This window comes from Pseudomonas sp. lyk4-TYG-107, from assembly GCF_030209055.1.
Lineage (GTDB): Bacteria > Pseudomonadota > Gammaproteobacteria > Pseudomonadales > Pseudomonadaceae > Aquipseudomonas > Aquipseudomonas putida_A.
The window spans coordinates 183,240-202,559 of sequence record NZ_JARVST010000009.1 but is presented as its reverse complement, the minus strand read 5'-3'; the positions used below and the strand labels follow the sequence as shown (position 1 = coordinate 202,559).

The following is a 19,320-nucleotide window of genomic DNA, read 5'->3' as shown; positions in this document are numbered from 1 at the left end:
GGACTGCAGATCAGAATTCAGCGCACCAGACACGGCCGCTTGTTATCGAACGTCCACCCCGGTATCAAAAACTGCATCGCCACGCTGTCATCCCGCGCGCCGAGACCCATGCCTTTGTACAGCTCATGAGCCTTGGCCAGTTGATCCATATCCAGCTCCACCCCCAGCCCAGGTTTCTGCGGCACTTGCACGCAACCGTCGACAATTTTCAGCGGTGCCTTGGTCAGACGCTGGCCGTCCTGCCAGATCCAGTGCGTGTCGATGGCGGTGATGTCGCCCGGTGCCGCTGCCGCGACATGGGTAAACATCGCCAGCGAGATATCGAAGTGGTTGTTGGAGTGAGAGCCCCAGGTCAGGCCCCACTCATGGCACAACTGCGCGACACGTACCGAGCCTTGCATGGTCCAGAAGTGCGGGTCGGCCAACGGAATGTCCACCGACTGCAACTGAATGGCGTGACCCATCTCGCGCCAGTCGGTAGCGATCATGTTGGTCGCCGTCTTCAGTCCGGTAGCGCGGCGGAACTCGGCCATGACTTCGCGCCCCGAGTAACCGTTTTCCGCACCGCACGGGTCTTCGGCGTAAGCCAGCACCTTATGTTGATCGCGGCACAGGCGGATCGCTTCTTTCAGTGACCAGGCGCCGTTCGGATCAAGCGTGATACGCGCCTCGGGAAAGCGTTCGGCCAGTGCCGTCACGGCTTCGATTTCCGCGTCGCCGCTAAGCACGCCGCCCTTGAGTTTGAAATCCTGGAAACCGTATTTCGCCTGCGCCGCTTCGGCCAGACGCACCACCGCCTCGGCGCTCATGGCCTTCTCGTGACGCACGCGGAACCAGTCGTTATCGGCGTCCGGTTCGCTGCGGTAGGCGAGGTTGGTCTCGCGTTGATCGCCGACATAAAACAGATAACCGAGCATCTTCACTTGATCGCGTTGCTGGCCTTCGCCGAGCAGCGCCGCGACCGGTACGTCGAGGTGTTGCCCGAGCAAGTCGAGCAGGGCGGCTTCGAGTCCGGTGACCGCGTGGATGGTGATGCGCAGGTCGAACGTCTGCAGGCCACGGCCGCCGGCATCACGCTCGGCGAAGGTCTGGCGCACCTGATTGAGGATCTTCTGATAGTTGCCGATTGTGCTGCCGAGCACCAGGCTGCGAGCATCCTCCAGCGTCTGGCGGATGCGCTCGCCACCGGGCACTTCACCGACGCCAGTGTGGCCGGCGTTGTCCTTGAGAATGACGATATTGCGGGTGAAAAACGGCCCGTGGGCGCCGCTCAGGTTGAGCAGCATGGCGTCGTGGCCGGCCACGGGAATCACCTGCATTTCAGTGATGATTGGCGCTTTGGCAGTGTCGTGTGCGGTCATGTTTTTATCCTTGTCAGCATCTTTAAAAAGGAAGTCATGCGTGCTTCGGCGCGGCCTCGGCCACGGCGAGGTCAGCAGCGGGTTTCGGGGTGGTACGTGCAGCGAAGACGATGATCGCGGCGATGATCGAAGTCGCGGCCAGGCCATAGAGGCCGCCCTGAATCGAGCCGGTGTGTTCTTCGAGCAGGCCGAAGGTGGTCGGCGCGACGAAGCCGCCGAGGTTGCCTACCGAGTTGATCAGTGCGATCACTGCCGCGGCGATCCGTGCATCCAGATAGGCCTGCGGAATCGGCCAGAACAAAGACGAGGCGGACTTGAAGCCCAGCGCGGCAAAACAGATCGCGACAAAGGCGAAGATCGGCCCGCCGGTGGTGGACATGAACATCCCCGCCGCGGCGATCAACAACGCGGTGGCGACCCAGGCTTGCTGGTGCTTCCACTTGGCCGAGAAAGCGGCGAAGGCGTACATGCCGACGATCGACAGCAACCACGGGATCGAGTTGAACAGCCCGACCTGGAAGTCACTCATCTCGCCCATCTTCTTGATGATGCTCGGCAGCCAGAACGTCGCGGCGTAGATGGTCAGTTGAATGAAAAAGTAGATCAGGCAGAACAGGATGATCTGCCGGTCCTTGAGCAGTTTGCCCATTGATGGGCGGATCGGCGTCGCGGCTTCGCGGGCCTTCTGTTCATCGTCGATGGCGTTGACCAGTGCGTCCTGTTCGGCGCGGGTCAGCCATTTCGCGTCATGCGGTTTGGCGTCGAGCCAGAACCAGACGAACACGCACAGCCCGACGGAAAACATGCCCTCGATGAAGTACATCCATTGCCAGCCGTGCATGCCGAGGCCGTTGATCTGCAAGAGCAGGCCGGACAACGGGCCGGAAATTAGCGAGGCCACCGCCGAACCACTGAGGAAAATTGCAATCGCCTTGCCGCGTTCGGCGCCGGGTAGCCAGCGGGTGAAGTAGTAGATCACCCCGGGAAAGAACCCGGCTTCGGCCACGCCGAGCAGAAAGCGCAGGATGTAAAAGTGCGTTTCGTTCTGGATGAACGCCATGCCGGCGGCGACCAGGCCCCAGGTGAGCATGATGCGGGTCAGCCAGATACGCGCGCCGACTTTTTGCAAAAGCATGTTGGACGGCACTTCGAACAGCGCGTAACCGATGAAGAACAAACCGGCACCGAAGCCGTAGGCGGCAGCCCCGATGCCCAGATCATGTTCCATGTGAGTGCGGACGAAACCGATGTTCACCCGGTCAATGTAGTTGACGATGAACATGATCACGAAGAGCGGCAGGACGTGGCGTTTCACTTTCGAGATGGCGGACGCGAGTGTCGAATCGACGCCCTCGTTCATCCCGGAGACGGAGGTTTTCACTTGGTTTTCTCCCACTGATTATTTTTATGCGGGGTAGGGCTGGGTGTCGCGTTGTTGATAGACATCATACAACCTGATTTTTTTGTCCTACAAGTGGGGTGAAGCGATTAAATTTGTCTGGTGGGTAGATTTCTTATTTCTTTTTAGCGATTTACCCCGTTTTTATTGGGATGGATTGCTTGTGTCAGACGCGTTTCATGGTTTTTCATGTCAAGGTTCAAACAGATCAGCCACCGTGCCTACTCCGGTTTTTTTCGTTTTATTGAGTGTTGTCATACAAGTTGAAAGTGGTTTCGGCGCTAAAATCGACTCGTCAGCCATCACGCAGTGCTACGATCGACAAGCCCCGATGACCGGAACCGATCATGCAAGAAGACCTCGACGCCCCTGCGCCCAAACGTGCACACAACCTCGCACACGATCTGGTGGAGAAACTCACCCAGAGCATCCTGCTTGGCCAGTTGTCGCCCGGCGACAAGCTGCCGTCGGAGAACGCCATTGTTCAGGAGCACGGCGTCAGTCGCACGGTGGTGCGCGAAGCGATTTCCAAGTTGCAGGCGTCGGGCCTGGTCGAGACGCGGCACGGCATCGGCAGTTTCGTCATCGAGCGCGCTGCCGAGCAGGGCTTGCGCCTGAATGTCGATACCGCGCTCGGCGTGCGCAGCATTCTTGAATTGCGCATGGGCCTGGAGACGCAGGCTGCGGCGTTGGCCGCGTCACGTCGCAGCGAGCAGCAACTGCTGCAGATGCGCCAAGCGCTGGATGACTATCAGCGTTTGCTGGACAGCAACGACAGTTGCGTTGAGGCTGATCGACGTTTTCATCTGCTTATTGCCGAAGCCACCGGCAACGTCTGCTTCAGCGAAATCATGCAGCACCTGGGCAGCGCGATGATTCCGCGTCAGCGGCTCAACGCTGCCGAGCGTGGCGCGGCGGATCTGAGCAAGCTGGGGCAGTTGGCCCATCTGGAGCACGAAGCGATCCTGAATGCGATCAAGCGTCAGGATCCGGACGCGGCGCGCGCGGCCATGTGGCTGCACCTGACCAACAGCCGCGACCGTTTCAGTGCTCAAGGCTGATTGCCGTTGGTCTGCTCGATAGCACGGCGTGCAGAGGCACGCTTCCAAGCTGTATGGCCCGGGTTCTCCGGACCTCCTTGGTGAGGTGTGTCATGGCTAATGATTTGCTGTTTCAAGGTGGTGTGCTGCCGACCGATCCGACCCGTCCGGTACCCGGCACGGATGAGCCGACACTGGCCGATCACGATGCGCCGCCGGGCATGAGCCCGGGACGTGATCCGTTGAGTGATGCCGATCGGCCGGAAGACTGGAAGGACCCGGCGGCGGACGATGATGTGCCGCCAGCGGATGAGCCGACGCCGTTGTCGGATGACAGGCGCTGAGGCTAACCCGGCACGAGATATTTATAGTCTGCGCCGGCCCGTTCGCGAGCAAGCTCGCTCCCACAGGTAGAACGCATCCCCCTGTAGGAGTGAGCCTGCTCGCGATGGGGCCATCAGCCTCAGTAAAAACCTCGATCAGACCTCAACTGGTCGACCCTCCACCCGCCGCTCCAGATTCAACGCCAGCACACTGATCAACACCACCGCCGACCCCGCCAGCACCATCAGCGTCGGTCGCTCGCCCAATCCCAGCGAAGCAATCCCCATCGCCGTCGGTGGTATCAGGTACAACGTCATCGTCGCCCGACTCAAGTCCACATGCTTGAGCACAAAGCCCCAGGCCAGATAGGCCAGTGCGCTGGGAAATACCCCCAGTGCCAGCACTGCCCACTGCACTCGCAGCGGCGCTTTCACCACCGCCGCACCCAGCCCCGGCAGATAAATCAGCAACAGCAGCGTCCCCGACCACACCGCGTAACAAGCCAGACTGAAGCCGTCATAACGCCGGGCGTGATGTTTTTGCAGGGCGAAGTAAATGCTCGATGACAGCGCCGCCAGCAGAATCAGCAAGCCATGCGCGTCGATCTGCCCCAGGCCCCGATCGGCGCTGACCACGATCACCACCCCGACCAGTCCCAGCAAGACGCAGCCCCATCGCCAGACACTGACCTGATCCTTGAACACGTAACGCGCCAGCAGCGTACTGAACAGCGGGCTCGACTGCGCCAGTACGCTGGAGGCGCCGGCACTGACGCTTTGCTGGCCGATGTTCAGCGCCACGTGATGCAGGCTGACGGCAAAAAATCCCAGGGCGAACAACAGCGGCACATCGCGCGGTTGCGGCAGGCGAATGCCCTTGAACGCCGCGATCACGGCCATGAACAACGACGCCAGGAGAAACCGCAGCAATGCCAGATGCCCGGGGTCGTAGGCTTGCAGGCCGATGTGAATGCCGGTGGGTGAATAGGCCCAGCAGCCGACCACGAAGGCCATGGCCAGAATGATTTTCAAGGGAGAAGGAGACGGCATGATCGGCGCACCGCAAGGGTTGATGCGCCGAGTATCCGGGCGGTCAACAAGTCTCCACAACTGACTTATACTGCGCTGAATGTTCACTTTGAGTGATGAGTATGGAGCTGGCGCAGATCCGCATGTTCAAGACCGTGGCTGATGAGGGCAGCATTGCCCGCGCCGCGGAAAAATTGTTTTGTGTGCCGTCGAACATCACCGCACGGATCAAGGCATTGGAAGCTGAACTCGGTTTGGCGCTGTTTCTGCGCGAAGGACGCGGGCTGCGGATCAGCCCGGCGGGGCAGACGTTTCTTGCGTATGCCGAGCGGATTCTGGCGCTGACCGCCGAAGCCAAGCGCGCGGTGGATCCCGCCGCCGAACCGTCCGGCCCGCTGCGTATCGGCGCGATCGAGTCCTCGGCCACCGGGCGTTTGCCGCGGCTGTTGGCCAAGTTTCACCAACGCTATCCGCAGGTGGCGCTGGAGTTGACCACTGGCACCTGGGGCCAATTGCTCGACGACACCGTCAGCCATCGCCTGGACGGCGCCATCGTCGCGGTGGACGTCGAGCGCTCGCAACTGAAACGCACGCCGATGTACCGCGAGGAGCTGCTGCTGATTGCTTCGACGTCGTTCGGCCCGGTGCGTGACATCCACGACTTGCAGGATAAAACCGTGTTCATGTGGCCGCAGGGTTGCCCGTATCGGGCGGCGCTGGAGCACTGGTTGTTGCGTCAGGGGCAGGCGCTGCCGATTGTCAGCCTGGCGAGTTACGGGGCGATTGTCGGTTGCGTGAGTGCTGGCGCCGGGGTGGCCTTGGTGCCTAAAGGCGTGTTCGAGCAATACGCCAAAGGCGCTGGCTGCGTGGGCTATGAGTTTCCCGAACTGACGGCGATCGACAACCTGTTTTACTGGCACGAAAACGCCGGGGTACACCCGGCGCGTGAGGCGTTCGTGGCGATGTTGCGCGAAGAATTCCTCTGACCCCGCTACACCCGCATTCCCTGTGTAGGAGCTGCCGAAGGCTGCGATCTTTTGACTTTGTTATTGAAGAACAAGATCAAAGGATCGCAGCCTTCGGCAGCTCCTACTTGGGAGGGGGTCAAGGAGTCAGGTCGCGCATCAGCAGGCCAAAGCGCAAATCCACCGCATCCGGAATCGGCAGGTAAACCGTGTGCCCGTCGCCGGGGGCGACTTCAATGGTTTCACCCTTGGCACTCTGCAACTGGTGCAGGTCGAAGTGGAAATTACCCTTGGGTGTCATCAGTTCCAGATGATCGCCCAAGGCAAAACGGTTCTTCACTTTGACCTCGGCCAACCGGTCGCGGCGCTCGCCGGTCAGTTCGCCAACGAACTGCTGGCGCTCGGACACCGAGCTGCCGTTCTGATAGTTCTGGTATTCGTCATGCACATGGCGACGCAGGAAACCTTCGGTGTAGCCGCGCTGGGCCAGTGATTCCAGATCGGTCATAAGGCTGCGATCGAACTCACGTCCGGCCACTGCATCGTCGATCGCCCGGCGATAGACCTGGGTGGTGCGCGCGCAATAGAAGTGCGATTTGGTCCGGCCCTCGATCTTCAGCGAATGCACGCCCATGCGCGTCAGGCGTTCGACGTGTTGCACCGCGCGCAGATCCTTGGCGTTCATGATGTAGGTGCCGTGCTCGTCTTCAAAAGCGGGCATCAACTCATCGGGGCGATTGGCTTCCTGCAGCAGAAACACCTGATCGGTCGGCGCGCCGATGCCCAGGGTCGGCTCCGGCTGGAAGGTCTGCACGATCTCGCCGAGCTGGTTTTCCGTGGCTTGCTGCGCCGAATACTTCCAGCGGCAGGCGTTGGTGCAGGTGCCCTGATTCGCGTCGCGCTTGTTCATGTAGCCCGACAGCAGGCAGCGCCCGGAGTAGGCCATGCACAGCGCACCGTGGACGAACACCTCCAGCTCCATGCCCGGTACCTGTTCACGGATTTCACCGATTTCTTCCAGCGACAGCTCCCGCGACAGAATGATCCGGCTCAGACCTTGTTGCTGCCAGAACTCGACGCTCGCCCAGTTCACCGTGTTGGCCTGCACCGAAAGGTGGATCGGCATCTGCGGAAAATGTCGGCGCACCAGCATGATCAGGCCGGGGTCGGACATGATCAGCGCGTTCGGCGCCATCTCGATCACTGGCGCCAGATCCTTGAGGAAGGTCTTCAGTTTGGCGTTGTGCGGGGCGATGTTGACCACCACGTAGAAGCGCTTGCCCTGGGCCTGCGCCTCGCGAATGCCGAGGGCGAGGTTGGCGTGGTCGAATTCGTTGTTGCGCACCCGCAGGCTGTAGCGCGGCTGCCCGGCATAGACCGCGTCGGCACCGTAGGCGAAGGCGTAGCGCATGTTCTTCAGGGTGCCGGCAGGGGCGAGCAATTCCGGGGCGGCGAGGGGGAGGTCTGGCTTCATGGCGGCATCGGTCGCAAAAGCGCGGCAGGGTAGTGCAGTGGCAAGTGCGGTTTATTGATCTGGATCTACGTTTGAGTGCGTGGTCTTCATCTGTGCAGAAAGGGCACAGATCATGTGCCGGTTCCACTGTGTTCGGTGCGGCGGTGGCTGCTTAAGATTCGCTTGTCAAATCAACCGAGGCAGGACTTTCCCATGCAGGACTTTACTCGCCGCTTTCTCACCGCTTGTGCATTTTCCGGGGTATTGGCCAGCAGCGCAGCGATGGCCGACAACCACCCGACCATTCGGGCAATGTCCGGCGCTACACCGGTCGATCATCTGCCAGCGGGCAAGTCTGCGCTGGTGGTGATCGACTTCCAGAATGAATATTTCAGCGGCCGGATGCCGATCCCGGACGGTGCCGCTGCCCTGGCGAAAACCCGTGAGCTGATCACCTTTGCCGACAGTCACAAGATCCCGGTGTATCACGTGCAGCACGTTGCCCCGGCCGGCTCGCCAGTGTTTGCCATCGATGGCCAGACCGTCAAATTTCACCCGGACATGCAGCCGCGCCCGCAAGACGTGGTGCTGCAAAAGAGCACCGTCAGCGTGTTCGCCAGCACCGACCTTGACCAGCAATTGAAAAAGGCCGGCATCCAGACCCTGATCATTTCCGGCCTGATGACCCACGCCTGCGTGGCGGGTGCCGCACGGGACGCCGCGCCTTTGGGCTACAACGTGATTGTCGCGTCCGATGCCTCGGCGACCCGCGCCATCACCCGCGCCAACGGCGTGTCTATCGACAAAGATTCGCTGCACAAGGCCGCGCTGGCGGAAGTCGAAGACACCTTCGGCGACGTGTTGAGCACTGCGCAGATCGTCAAACTGCCGGTGCGCTGATTAGCCGGGCTGCATCGTCCAGGCAATCTATGCTCCATGAACAAAGATGGCACTCGCGCGCGCCCCGGCTGACTAAGGTTCGGGGCGTGCGAGACGCCTGACTGACATGGATCGGACATGAACGAAAAAACCCTGCAATTCAAATCCCTCACCGTGCTGTTGCTATTGGTGACGGTCGCCTTCATCTGGATTCTGTTGCCGTTTTACGGTGCGGTGTTCTGGGCGGTGATTCTCGGCATTCTGTTTGCGCCGATGCAGCGCAAGTTACAGCTCAAATTCGGCTGGCGGCGCAACCTGACAGCGCTCTGCACTCTGGGCATCTGCCTGGTGATCGCGATTCTGCCGGTGATCATCCTCAGCATCCTGTTGGTCCAGGAAGGCGCGACGGTGTACAACAACATCGAAAGCGGCCAACTGGACATCGGTGCCTATCTGGCACAGTTCAAACACAGCCTGCCCCCGTATTTTCAGCATTTGCTCGATCGCTTCGGCATGGGCGAACTCAACGGTCTGCGCGAGAAAATCGTCAAGGCGTCGATGCAGGGCAGTCAGGTGCTGGCCAGTCAGGCGTTCAGTTTCGGTCAAGGCACATTCGAGTTCGTGGTCAGCTTCGGCATCATGCTGTACCTGCTGTTTTTCTTTCTGCGCGATGGCGCCGAGCTGGTGCGCAAGGTACGCACCGCGGTGCCGTTGGAAGAGAGCCACAAACGCCGTTTGCAGTTGAAGTTCAATCGGGTGGTACGCGCGACGGTCAAGGGCAACCTGGTGGTGGCGGTCACTCAAGGGGCATTGGGTGGGGCGATTTTCTGGTTTCTCGACATTCCCAGCGCGTTGCTGTGGGCGGTGCTGATGGGCTTTCTGTCGCTGTTGCCGGCGGTGGGTGCGGGGATCGTCTGGGCGCCGGTGGCGGTGTACTTCCTGCTCAGCGGGATGATCTGGCAGGGCATGGTGCTGGGGTTGTTCGGGGTGTTTGTGATCGGTCTGGTGGACAACGTGCTGCGCCCGATCCTGGTCGGCAAGGACACGCGCATGCCGGATTACATGATCCTGATCTCGACCCTCGGCGGCCTCGCGGTGTTTGGCCTCAACGGTTTCGTGATCGGGCCGCTGATCGCAGCGCTGTTCATGTCCAGTTGGGCGTTGTTCATCGAGACCAAACCGAAAGTCCAGTTGCCTTAAGCGTGGAATGGGCGGCTGACGATTTTCTGCGACAGGGCCTGCGCCGCGGGCAGCGAAGTGAGCGGGCCGCTGATCGGCTCGCCATCGCGCACCAGATACCAGCAGGCGAGCAATCCCGACGCTCTGAGCGATGCGGGAACAGCGCTGCCGATTACCGACATGATTTGAACCTGAGCCATGACAAGTACCTCCATCAATCTGTGGAGCTACCTTATGGATTCGTTGCGCTCAGGGACAATCAACGCTTTCGATAGTGGTCATTGATCACAGTGAGGACTGCATCAGTCGACAACCTGGTCGAGCATGTGCACCACTTCGCGCTCATTGAGCAGGCCCTTGTGCACGAGATTCTCCGCCAGCAGCGAAAGAAACTTGGCGCAGCGGTGGCCTTCCAGGTGTTTCAGTTCAGTCAACGCGCTGTACACCTTGCTTGAAGTGCACAGACCGACGATGCGGTGCGGATTTTGTGTAGGCATGGGTCGTCCTTGTTTTTATCAACCTGTTGTTTACGGACGGATTCAGATTGCGGTTCCGTCATGACAAATAGATGACCGTTCTGTGTTTTGCCCCCAACGGTCAAGTCCATCATGCCGACTTTAGCTGCTGGAACTGTCCTCACAGCGACCTTGGCGAGATTTTTTCAGACTCTGCCCGACCGACGGTCATAAAAAAGCCCCGCTATAAAGCGGGGCTTGTTGGTTGCGATTACCAGCGCGGACCACCGTAGTAGCCGTGTGGCCGGCCGTAGTAGCCGCGTGGTGGGCCGTAGTAGACCGGGCCAGGCACGTAGACCGGTTGTTGCACATAGACCGGGGCCGGCTGGTAGTAGACCGGTGGCGGCGGTTGTTGCACATAAACCGGTGCCGGTTGAGCGTAAACAGGCTGTTGCACGTAGACCGGCCGGTCCTGGTTGATCAACGCGGAGCCGATGATGGCCGAGCCGACGATCGCACCAAACACTGCCGGACCCTGCCAGCCACCGCCGTGGGCTTCTGCCTGACCTGTGATAGCGAATGCACCAATCAACAAGGCCACGATGGGGAGTTTACGAATCATGATAATTCCTCGGTTCTTCGACCCGGCGTCCGGGCCTGCACCAGGCCCAAAGTTGTCGCGGGGATACTTCTATGACAGCGAAATTCTGAAAATCAGCACAGCCGCTGGGTAAATTTTGTGTAAGGTCTGTACCGGCTTCTTTACCGGAAGGTCAAAGGGGCACGCGGCCCGTTGCAGACAGGCGCTTATGATCGTCCAGAACCCGATGGAATGGCTAACTCCGTCCATCCGAAAGTCCGTTTTCAAGGAGAAGTTTCATGCAGATGAATCCCAACAAAGATACCCAGCTGTGCATGTCCCTGTCGGGGCGTCCGGGGAATTTCGGTCTGCGCTTTCATAACCATTTGTATGAGCAGTTGGGCCTGAACTTCTATTACAAGGCGTTCAGCAGTCAGGACCTGCCGGGGGCCGTCGGCGGCATTCGTGCGCTGGGGATTCGCGGTTGCGGTGTGTCGATGCCGTTCAAGGAAGCGTGCATTGCGCTGGTCGATGAGCTGGATGCGTCGGCAGCGGCGATCCAGTCGATCAACACCATCGTCAACACCCACGGCCACCTCAAGGCCTACAACACCGACTACATCGCCATCGCGCAATTGCTGGAAACCCACGCGGTACCGCAAGACACGACGTTTGCCCTGCGCGGCAGCGGCGGCATGGCCAAAGCGGTGGCCAGTGCCTTGCGCGATGGTGGCTACAAGAATGGCTTGATCGTTGCGCGTAACGAGCGCGCCGGGCGCGCATTGGCCGATTCGCTGGGCTATCGCTGGCAGGCGGAGCTCGGCGACGAGCGGCCGCAGATGCTGATCAACGTCACCCCGGTGGGCATGGACGGAGGGCCGGAGGCGGGGCAACTGGCGTTCGCGCCTGAAGTGATTCAGGCGGCCGGGATCGTGTTCGATGTGGTAGCGATTCCGTCGGAAACTCCGCTGATCGTGCGGGGGCGGGCCGAGGGCAAGAAGGTGATTACCGGGCTTGAAGTGATTGCGATCCAGGCGCTGGAGCAGTTTGTGCTGTACACCGGGGTGCGGCCGAGTGAAGAGCAGTTTGCGGCGGCGGTGGCGTTTGCCCGGAGCTGATGAGTTGTGCTGGCTGGGCGGGCCTCTTCGCGAGCAGGCTCGCTCCCACAGTTGAATTTTTGTCATGCACAGATTGTGTGTTCGCTGTAGATCCTCTGTGGGAGCGAGCCTGCTCGCGAAGGATGCACCACGGTCTCAAGCCAGACATCCATGCCTATACTGCCTCCCCAGCCAGCCCAGACTTGCCACCCACAAAAACCGTGACCGAGGCCCGCCATGCACCCACCCATTCTCAACCTGCATCAGGTCGAACTCGAACCCTTGCCCGAAGCCCTTGCCCCGGAAGGTGAAACCGCTGGCCGCTATCAACAACGCATGGCGCGCATCGGCCAGCAGCTTGGTGCGCAGAAACTCGGCTATCGGTTGTACGCCTTGCCGCCAGGCATGCGCGGTAGTCCGTTTCACAGCCATCGGGTCAATGAAGAGATGTTCTATGTGGTGGCCGGGGAGGGCGAAGTGCGGTTAGGGGCCGAACGCTTTCCGATTCGCGCGGGCGACGTGATCGCCTGCCCGCCGGGCGGACCGGAAACGGCGCATCAGATCATCAACACCAGCGACGGGGAGCTGCGTTACCTGGCGGTCAGCACCCAGCAGCAACCGGATATCTGTGAATACCCGGACTCCAACAAATACGCGGTGATGGACAACTTCAAAGTCGATGACCAGGGCAATGCGTCAGGCTTTGTTGCCGTGGCGCGGCAGGCGGATGGTGTGGACTACTGGGATGGTGAATAAATAGAGATCTTCGGCTTGGTGCAGACCCTGTGGGAGCGGGGGTGATTATTCGAGACGCGCCAGGCGTTCTTCCAGTGCGGCAATTCGTGCTTCCAGCTCTTCAATGCGTTCAACTGACACACCGCTGGTCGAGCGTTCCCCAGGATTCTGCCGCGCCGCCAGGATCGCCTCGATATCTGCCGGATCGCCCAGCGCATGGGTGTAGCGGTCTTCGCGCTGACCGGCCTGACGTGGAATCAACACCGCCAGTCCGCGCGCGATCAGGCGCTCAAGCTGATGCACCACTTGCTCGGCATCCTCGAAGTCGTGCATGCGGCCGCTGCGGGTCAGCAGCTCATTCACCGTCTGCGGGCCACGCAGGAACATCAGGCCAGTGAGAGTCACTTGGGGCGGCACCAGTTCCAGCGCCTTGTCGAGCTTGTGCTCCCAGCGGTCGGCGCGACTGCCCATGACCAGTTTGGCGTAACCGTGGCTTTCCAGCGCCCGCAGGCTCTGGCCAACCTGGCCTTGAGTCAGGTTCATCACCGGCTCGCGGCTGGTTTTCTGATTGCAGGCCAGCACCAGCGCATTGAGGGTCAGCGGATAGGTTTCCGGGCTGGTGGCCTGTTTTTCGATCAACGCACCCAGGATGCGGATTTCCGTGGCGTTGAGCCGTGGTTCGTCGGTGGTGGTTGCAAGTTCGGTGGTCATCGCGCGTTCCCTCTGCAGTCGAAGGCGCCTAGCCTAATCCTTGGTTAACAAAAGGCAAGCCGTGTGGTCATCAAGCATGGCTATAATCGCCTCCACGTTCCACCCAGCCACTACACGAGACTGCCATGACTATTTCCCTGTACGCCGCATCCGTCCCGGTTTTTCAACAAATGCTCAACGCCCTGAGCGATGTCCTGAAAAAGGCTGAAGCCCACGCCACCGAGAAAAACATCGACCCGAACGCCTTCCTGCAAGCGCGCCTGTACCCGGACATGTTCCCGCTGGTGCGTCAGGTGCAGATCGCGGTCGACTTCGCCAAGGGCGTTTCCTCGCGTCTGGCCGAAGTCGAAATCCCGAAATATGACGACACCGAAACCACCTTCGCCGAGCTGCAGGCGCTGATCGCCAAGGTCCTGGCCTATATCGGCGAGATCAAGCCGGAGCAGATCAATGGCAAGGAAGGCATCGAGATCGTGACCCGTCCGGGCACGCCGAAGGAGAAGCGCTTCAGCGGCCAGGCTTACCTGCTGAGCTACGGTCTGCCGCAGTTCTTCTTCCACGTCACCACCACCTACGCGCTGCTGCGCCACAACGGTGTTGAAGTGGGTAAACGCGATTACATGGGCGCGTACTAAATCGTTAGAAGCCCTCACCCTAGCCCTCTCCCAGGGGGAGAGGGGACTGATCGCGTTGTTTGTTCGAGATACGCCGACTTGATCTATCGAGTTGAACTCAAGGCTTGAATGCGACAAAGATCGGCTCCCTTTCCCCCCTCGCCCCTTGGGGGGAGAGGGTTGGGGTGAGGGGGGAAAGATCTCGGCCACAAAAAAGCCCGCCAGGGTTCACACCTTGGCGGGCTTTTCATTGCAGCAATTGTTACGCAGTGCGCTGGGCTTTTGCCTCTTCACCCAGGCACGCCGCGGCGGTAAACAGCACATCGGTGGACGAATTCAACGCCGTCTCCGCCGAGTCCTGCAACACCCCAATGATGAAACCGACCGCCACCACCTGCATGGCAATCTCGCTCGGGATACCGAACAGGCTGCACGCCAGCGGAATCAGCAGCAGCGAGCCGCCGGCCACGCCCGAGGCGCCACAGGCGCAGATCGCCGCGACAACGCTGAGCAGGATCGCGGTCGGGATGTCCACGGCAATCCCCAGCGTGTGCACGGCGGCCAGGGTCAGCACGGTGATGGTGATCGCCGCGCCAGCCATGTTGATGGTTGCGCCCAGCGGGATCGATACCGAGTAGGTGTCTTCGTGCAGGCCCAGGCGCTTGCTCAGTTCCAGGTTGACCGGAATGTTCGCCGCCGAGCTGCGGGTGAAGAACGCGGTGATCCCGCTTTCGCGCAGGCACTTGAGGGTCAGCGGGTACGGGTTGCGGCGCAGTTTCCAGAACACGATCAGCGGGTTCATCACCAGCGCGACGAACAGCATGCAGCCCAGCAGCACGCCCAGCAGGTGCGCGTAACCGATCAGTGCGCCGAAGCCCGAGGTCGCGAGGGTCGAGGCCACCAGACCGAAAATGCCCAGAGGTGCGAAGCGAATCACCACGCGCACGATCAGCGTCACGCCGTTGGACAGATCGCCAACCACTTCGCGGGTGGTGTCACCGGCGTGGCGAATCGCGACGCCCATGCCGATCGCCCAGGCCAGAATGCCGATGAAGTTGGCATTCATCAGTGCGCTGACCGGGTTATCGACCACGCTCAACAGCAGGCTCTGCAGGACTTCAGTGATCCCGCCCGGAGCCGTCACCGCGACGTTGTCGGTGGACAGCACCAGATGCGAGGGAAACGCCATGCTGGCAACCACCGCCACCACCGCCGCAGCGAATGTGCCGAGCAGATACAGAAACAGGATCGGCCGGATATGGGTTTCCTGACCGTGCTTGTGGTTGGCGATCGACGCCATTACCAGCACGAACACCAGAATCGGCGCCACGGCTTTCAGCGCCGAGACGAACACTTTGCCGATGAACGCCGAGCCTTTCGCCGCTTCCGGGGCGAACAGCGCCAGAGCGATACCGGCAATCAGGCCGATCAGGATCTGCGTGACCAGGCTGAGGTTTTTCAGGCGTTGCAATAGAGAAGGGGATGAAGCGGTCATAACGGCATCTCTGATTTTTTATAGGGTGCAAGGTTGCGTGAAACCGGTGATACATCGGGGGCAGGTCACCGGCACGAACCGAAAGGGCTGACGCGCCATCAACGCTGTTAAACAGGCCGCTGATTAGGGTGTACGTTTTTCAGGGCGCGGACTTTATCACAGCGTAGGCGTTATCCTTCAGGCCTGTGACGATCTGCCACCGGATTGATCGGCAAGTCGGCAGGTTTGTGCAAGTCAGCCCGGAAACACTCTGTTAAGATTCGCCATCCTCATTTTCATAGTCTGCCAGCGGGCCTCTTGGTCATCGCTGGTGTCGTCGTTTTGCTGGAGTTGCTCATGCTGTTGCCCATTCTTCTGTTGTCCGCCGCCGGATTCACGGTGCTGACCACAGAGTTCGTCATCGTCGGCCTGTTGCCGGCCATTGCCCGCGACCTGGCGGTAACCATTCCGCAGGCCGGTTTGCTGGTGACTCTATTCGCTTTCACGGTGGCGATGTTCGGTCCATTTTTGACCGCGTATTTCGCCCGGTTCGAGCGGCGCAAGTTGTTCATCACGATTTTGATCATGTTCGGCCTGGCCAACACCGTTGCGGCGCTGGCGCCGAACATCTGGGTCATGGCCATCGCCCGGCTGATCCCGGCGCTCGGCCTGCCGGTGTTCTGGGCCTTGGCCAGTGAGACGGCGGTGGACATCGTCGGCCCGGATCACGCCGGCCGCGCGATTGCCAAGATCGGCTTCGGCATTGTTTGCGCGACGGTGTTCGGCATTCCGGTGGGCACCTTGATTTCCGATGCGTTCGGCTGGCGCAGTGCGTTCGCGATTCTGGCGGTGATCGCTTTCGCCAAGGCCTTGCTGCTGTTTGTTTACCTGCCGAAAACCAGTCTGCACCAGCATCAGGTCAGTTTTGCTTCGCAGTTCAAGATCCTGCGCAACCCGCTGATGATCGGCCATGTGCTGTTGTCGATTCTGGTATTCAGCGGCATGTTCACCGCTTATACCTATCTGGCCGACATTCTTGAGCGTCTGGCCGGGTTCAACGGTACGGTGGTTGGCTGGTGCCTGATGGGCTTCGGTGCGGTCGGGCTGATCGGCAACTCACTGGGCGGTCGCGCGGTGGATCGTCATCCACTGGGCGCCTCGGTGTTGTTCTGCGCGTTCATGATTGCCGGCATGGTCTCGCTGGTGCCGAACATTCACTCGACGGTGGGGCTGGCGGTGGCCATGGGCATCTGGGGTATCACCCAGGCTGCGTTGTTCCTGGTCAGCCATGTACGCCTGATGAAGGCCGCACCGGAAGCGCCAGCCTTTGCCGCCTCGCTGAATATCGCCGGGGCCAACCTCGGGATCGGCCTCGGAGCGATGATCGGCGGTCGAGTGATCGACAGTGCCGGCCTCGGCTTTCTGGGGTTCGCCGCTGCCGGGTTCATCCTGCTGTCGGTGTTCCTCGCCATGGTGCTGATGACGCTCAAGCCGCGCGAAGCGTGCGCCCAGACGTCATAACGCGGTAAACAGCTCGCGTCGGGCACCTTCGGTAATCGCAACGATGCCGGGGTGCTTGACCTTGCGCTCCACCGAAATGGCATAGAACGACTCGGTCACCGCGTCGGTCTGGCCAATCTCCTCGACGCCGTACTGGCGTTTGACTTCATCGGCAATCACGCTCGGGCCGATGAAAATCCCGCTGCCCGATTGGCCGAAGGCCTGCATCAGGGCGCTGTCATCGAACTCCCCGACGATTCGCGGCTGTATCTGTTGCTCGGCGAACCAGCGTTGCAAACGGCTGCGCACCACGGTTTCCGCCCCGGGAATCAGCAGCGGTGCGCCGTTGAGGCTGCGCGGGAAATCCTGCCCGTATTGTGCCGCCAGCTGCGCGGTGGCGAAGAAACTGATTCCGCATTCGCCGAGCTTCTGGCTGTAGCCCTTGATGTCGAGGTGCGACGGCATCGGGCTGTCGGAAATCACCAGGTCCAGGCGCTGGATGGCCAGATCCGCCAGCAGGCGTTCGAGTTTGTCTTCGCGGCAGGTGATGCGTAGCGGCTCGTGCAACTCCATGGTCGGCGCAATCAGGCGGTAGACGATGGACTTGGGCACCACGTCCGCCACGCCGACGCGGAACAGGATCTGCTGCTCGTTGGGCTGGGCGCGCAGCATCAGCTCCAGTTCGCCGCCTAACTGAAACATCTGCTCGGCGTAGGGCAGGGCTTGGCGTCCGGCTTCGGTCAGCTCCAGTTGGCGGCCGACCCGTTGAAACAGTTCGATGCCGTAGGTTTGTTCGAGCAGCGAAATCTGCCCGCTGATGGTTTGTGGCGTGAGGTTAAGCTGCTCGCAGGCACGCACGATGCTGCCGGTTTTGGCGACCACCCAGAAGTAATGCAGTTGTCGGTAGTTGAGCATCGAGCCACGACCTCTGTTTTGAAGGTATTGGATTCGTAAAAACCGAAGTATAGCCGCTAAAAATACGAATTTTACTGAAGTGTTTGTCTCCCTAGAATGCCCAGCCATCGACGGGCGGTCTGTGACCCTGTCTGTTCATTCGAAGGAAGTCCCATGAAATACACAATTCCAGCGTTGATGTTTACGTCTTTACTGCTTATGGCCGGTTGCGATCAGGCCGAGAAAAGCGCCCAGCAGTTGATGGGCAAGGCCGCCGAAAGCGCCAAACAGGCGATCGACGACACGCACAAGGCTGCTGAACAAGCACTCAGCGAAGCCACCGGCGGCCTGATCGAGAAAAAAGAAACACCGGAAAAAGACGCGGAAAAATCCGAATCTTCCTCCAAGACCATCTAAACCGTCTTACACAGAGTCAGGACTGACCCATGGAATATCTGTTAGAACTCGCCGCCAGCCCCGCCGCCTGGGTTGCTTTGGCCACACTGGTGGTGATGGAGATCGTGCTCGGCATCGATAACCTGATCTTTATTTCGATCCTGACCAACAAACTGCCCGTGCAGCATCGGCAGAAGGCGCGGCGCATCGGTATCGGCATGGCGCTGATTCTGCGTCTGGCCCTGTTGAGCACCATCGCCTTCATTGTGCAGTTGACTGCCCCCGTGATCGAAATCATGGGCCAGGCGTTCTCATGGAAGGACATGATCCTGATTGCCGGTGGTCTGTTCCTGGTGTGGAAAGCCACAACCGAGATCCATCACAGCATGGACCCGGCGCCGGAAGACCCGAAATCCGCGACATCGACCGTGACCTTGGGTTTTGCGGCTGCGATCGGTCAGATCCTGATGCTGGACATGGTGTTCTCGATCGACAGCATCATTACCGCGGTGGGCATGACTGAGCACTTGCCGATCATGGTGATCGCAGTGGTGGTCTCGGTAATGGTGATGCTGTTCGCGGCTGAACCGCTGGCCAAGTTCATCAACGACAACCCGACGGTGGTGATGCTGGCGCTGGGCTTCCTGATCATGATCGGCATGACGCTGATCGCCGAAGGCTTCGGCGCCCACGTACCGAAAGGGTATGTGTACGCGGCCATGGCGTTCTCGGCAGCGATTGAGGTGTTGAACATGATGTCGCGCCGGGCGAAGCAGAAGAAACTGGCGCAGCAGGCGTAAGCGCTGACCAGCCAAAAGCCCCCTGAGCGCCAAGCGTTCAGGGGGCTTTTTTATGGGCGGAACGTTTGCAGTATCAATGTGCGGTCGCGTGCCGTACGTTGTGCTTTTGCGGTTTTTCGACCGCCACAGGTGGCTGCGGGTGATGGTGGCGCCGCGAAATTCGCAGCACGCCCCATAACATGGCAGCGGCCACGGCCAGCCAGCCGGCGATCAGCATTACGATAGTCATGGTCAGGCTCATCAGTGCCTCCTCTTTGCCCTGCGTCGGGCACTCACTTTTTCAATTCGCTCTGTTTCAGTGACAGTCTAGACAATGGGGTGTTTCAGACTATTGACCAAAGGTCGGTAATGACCAATCAGTTCGCTCTATGCAAACGATCGGTCTGAGGTTTAAGGCTATACCGCAGGCCTGCGCCGCCCTATGATCGCAGGCGTT

Annotated in this window: 22 protein-coding genes; 11 read left to right on the top strand and 11 right to left on the bottom strand. The window is 60.3% G+C overall.

Features of this window, described 5'->3' with window-relative positions; translation table 11 throughout:
- Positions 1-17 precede the first annotated feature (17 nt).
- Positions 18-1,361 (bottom strand): glucarate dehydratase, encoded by a 1,344-nt coding sequence (gene gudD / locus QRN61_RS10265; RefSeq protein ID WP_285373714.1) that lies wholly within the window; start codon positions 1,359-1,361, stop codon positions 18-20.
- Positions 1,362-1,395: 34 nt separating this feature from the next.
- Positions 1,396-2,742, bottom strand: coding sequence for an MFS transporter (locus tag QRN61_RS10260; RefSeq protein WP_007965412.1), 1,347 nt, complete (start codon positions 2,740-2,742; stop codon positions 1,396-1,398).
- Between the two features lie 365 nt (positions 2,743-3,107).
- Here QRN61_RS10260 and QRN61_RS10255 point away from each other — a divergent pair, with 365 nt between their 5' ends.
- Together QRN61_RS10255 and QRN61_RS10250 are read left to right on the top strand one after the other, a co-directional pair.
- Positions 3,108-3,821: a FadR/GntR family transcriptional regulator gene (locus tag QRN61_RS10255; protein ID WP_225138393.1), complete on the top strand. Its 714-nt coding sequence runs from the start codon at positions 3,108-3,110 to the stop codon at positions 3,819-3,821.
- A gap of 92 nt (positions 3,822-3,913) precedes the next feature.
- A complete protein-coding gene (locus tag QRN61_RS10250) occupies positions 3,914-4,144 on the top strand; it encodes a hypothetical protein (protein ID WP_007965409.1) in 231 nt (76 codons plus the stop codon).
- 135 nt (positions 4,145-4,279) lie between these two features.
- Here QRN61_RS10250 and QRN61_RS10245 read toward each other — a convergent pair whose 3' ends face one another.
- Positions 4,280-5,173: a DMT family transporter gene (locus QRN61_RS10245; RefSeq protein ID WP_285373713.1), complete on the bottom strand. Its 894-nt coding sequence runs from the start codon at positions 5,171-5,173 to the stop codon at positions 4,280-4,282.
- A gap of 101 nt (positions 5,174-5,274) precedes the next feature.
- Here QRN61_RS10245 and QRN61_RS10240 point away from each other — a divergent pair, with 101 nt between their 5' ends.
- A complete protein-coding gene (locus QRN61_RS10240; protein ID WP_285373741.1) occupies positions 5,275-6,138 on the top strand; it encodes a LysR family transcriptional regulator in 864 nt (287 codons plus the stop codon).
- A gap of 118 nt (positions 6,139-6,256) precedes the next feature.
- Here the strand turns inward: QRN61_RS10240 and trhP are convergent, their stop codons facing one another.
- Positions 6,257-7,591, bottom strand: a complete 1,335-nt coding sequence (gene trhP, locus QRN61_RS10235) for a prephenate-dependent tRNA uridine(34) hydroxylase TrhP (protein WP_285373712.1) — start codon at positions 7,589-7,591, stop codon at positions 6,257-6,259.
- 192 nt (positions 7,592-7,783) lie between these two features.
- On the opposite strand from trhP, the gene QRN61_RS10230 reads away from it, so the two are divergent.
- Positions 7,784-8,470, top strand: a complete 687-nt coding sequence (locus tag QRN61_RS10230) for a cysteine hydrolase family protein (protein WP_247268260.1) — start codon at positions 7,784-7,786, stop codon at positions 8,468-8,470.
- Positions 8,471-8,587: 117 nt separating this feature from the next.
- Positions 8,588-9,649: an AI-2E family transporter gene (locus tag QRN61_RS10225; protein ID WP_285373711.1), complete on the top strand. Its 1,062-nt coding sequence runs from the start codon at positions 8,588-8,590 to the stop codon at positions 9,647-9,649.
- Here QRN61_RS10225 and QRN61_RS10220 read toward each other — a convergent pair.
- The 3 genes from QRN61_RS10220 to QRN61_RS10210 form a co-directional block, all read right to left on the bottom strand.
- On the bottom strand, positions 9,646-9,828 hold the full coding sequence (locus QRN61_RS10220) for a hypothetical protein (protein WP_027613895.1): 183 nt from the start codon (positions 9,826-9,828) through the stop codon (positions 9,646-9,648). The genes QRN61_RS10225 and QRN61_RS10220 overlap by 4 nt on opposite strands.
- Before the next feature lie 102 nt (positions 9,829-9,930).
- Positions 9,931-10,125 carry a hypothetical protein gene (locus QRN61_RS10215; protein ID WP_025108897.1) on the bottom strand — a complete coding sequence of 65 codons (195 nt, stop codon included), beginning with the start codon at positions 10,123-10,125 and terminating at the stop codon, positions 9,931-9,933.
- Between the two features lie 229 nt (positions 10,126-10,354).
- Complete coding sequence (locus QRN61_RS10210; RefSeq protein WP_007965394.1) at positions 10,355-10,705, bottom strand: hypothetical protein; 351 nt, start codon at positions 10,703-10,705, stop codon at positions 10,355-10,357.
- A gap of 257 nt (positions 10,706-10,962) precedes the next feature.
- Here QRN61_RS10210 and QRN61_RS10205 point away from each other — a divergent pair, with 257 nt between their 5' ends.
- Both QRN61_RS10205 and QRN61_RS10200 read left to right on the top strand, forming a co-directional pair.
- Positions 10,963-11,781: a shikimate 5-dehydrogenase gene (locus tag QRN61_RS10205; RefSeq protein WP_285373710.1), complete on the top strand. Its 819-nt coding sequence runs from the start codon at positions 10,963-10,965 to the stop codon at positions 11,779-11,781.
- A 216-nt stretch (positions 11,782-11,997) separates the two neighbouring features.
- Complete coding sequence (locus QRN61_RS10200) at positions 11,998-12,516, top strand: cupin domain-containing protein (RefSeq protein WP_285373709.1); 519 nt, start codon at positions 11,998-12,000, stop codon at positions 12,514-12,516.
- Between the two features lie 45 nt (positions 12,517-12,561).
- Here QRN61_RS10200 and QRN61_RS10195 read toward each other — a convergent pair whose 3' ends face one another.
- Positions 12,562-13,206, bottom strand: a complete 645-nt coding sequence (locus QRN61_RS10195; protein WP_096797750.1) for a YceH family protein — start codon at positions 13,204-13,206, stop codon at positions 12,562-12,564.
- Between the two features lie 125 nt (positions 13,207-13,331).
- On the opposite strand from QRN61_RS10195, the gene QRN61_RS10190 reads away from it, so the two are divergent.
- Positions 13,332-13,841: a DUF1993 domain-containing protein gene (locus QRN61_RS10190; RefSeq protein WP_007965386.1), complete on the top strand. Its 510-nt coding sequence runs from the start codon at positions 13,332-13,334 to the stop codon at positions 13,839-13,841.
- 241 nt (positions 13,842-14,082) lie between these two features.
- Here QRN61_RS10190 and sstT read toward each other — a convergent pair whose 3' ends face one another.
- On the bottom strand, positions 14,083-15,315 hold the full coding sequence (gene sstT / locus QRN61_RS10185) for a serine/threonine transporter SstT (protein WP_096795703.1): 1,233 nt from the start codon (positions 15,313-15,315) through the stop codon (positions 14,083-14,085).
- A gap of 336 nt (positions 15,316-15,651) precedes the next feature.
- Between sstT and QRN61_RS10180 the strand changes: the two genes are divergently transcribed.
- Positions 15,652-16,815, top strand: coding sequence for an MFS transporter (locus QRN61_RS10180; protein WP_027613900.1), 1,164 nt, complete (start codon positions 15,652-15,654; stop codon positions 16,813-16,815).
- On the opposite strand, the gene nhaR is transcribed toward QRN61_RS10180, so the two are convergent.
- Positions 16,810-17,709 (bottom strand): transcriptional activator NhaR, encoded by a 900-nt coding sequence (gene nhaR, locus QRN61_RS10175; RefSeq protein ID WP_027613901.1) that lies wholly within the window; start codon positions 17,707-17,709, stop codon positions 16,810-16,812. The genes QRN61_RS10180 and nhaR overlap by 6 nt on opposite strands.
- Before the next feature lie 153 nt (positions 17,710-17,862).
- On the opposite strand from nhaR, the gene QRN61_RS10170 reads away from it, so the two are divergent.
- Both QRN61_RS10170 and QRN61_RS10165 read left to right on the top strand, forming a co-directional pair.
- Complete coding sequence (locus QRN61_RS10170) at positions 17,863-18,105, top strand: hypothetical protein (protein ID WP_285373708.1); 243 nt, start codon at positions 17,863-17,865, stop codon at positions 18,103-18,105.
- A gap of 29 nt (positions 18,106-18,134) precedes the next feature.
- Complete coding sequence (locus QRN61_RS10165; protein ID WP_027613902.1) at positions 18,135-18,884, top strand: TerC family protein; 750 nt, start codon at positions 18,135-18,137, stop codon at positions 18,882-18,884.
- 73 nt (positions 18,885-18,957) lie between these two features.
- Here the strand turns inward: QRN61_RS10165 and QRN61_RS10160 are convergent, their stop codons facing one another.
- Complete coding sequence (locus QRN61_RS10160; RefSeq protein ID WP_183782511.1) at positions 18,958-19,125, bottom strand: hypothetical protein; 168 nt, start codon at positions 19,123-19,125, stop codon at positions 18,958-18,960.
- Positions 19,126-19,320 lie beyond the last annotated feature (195 nt).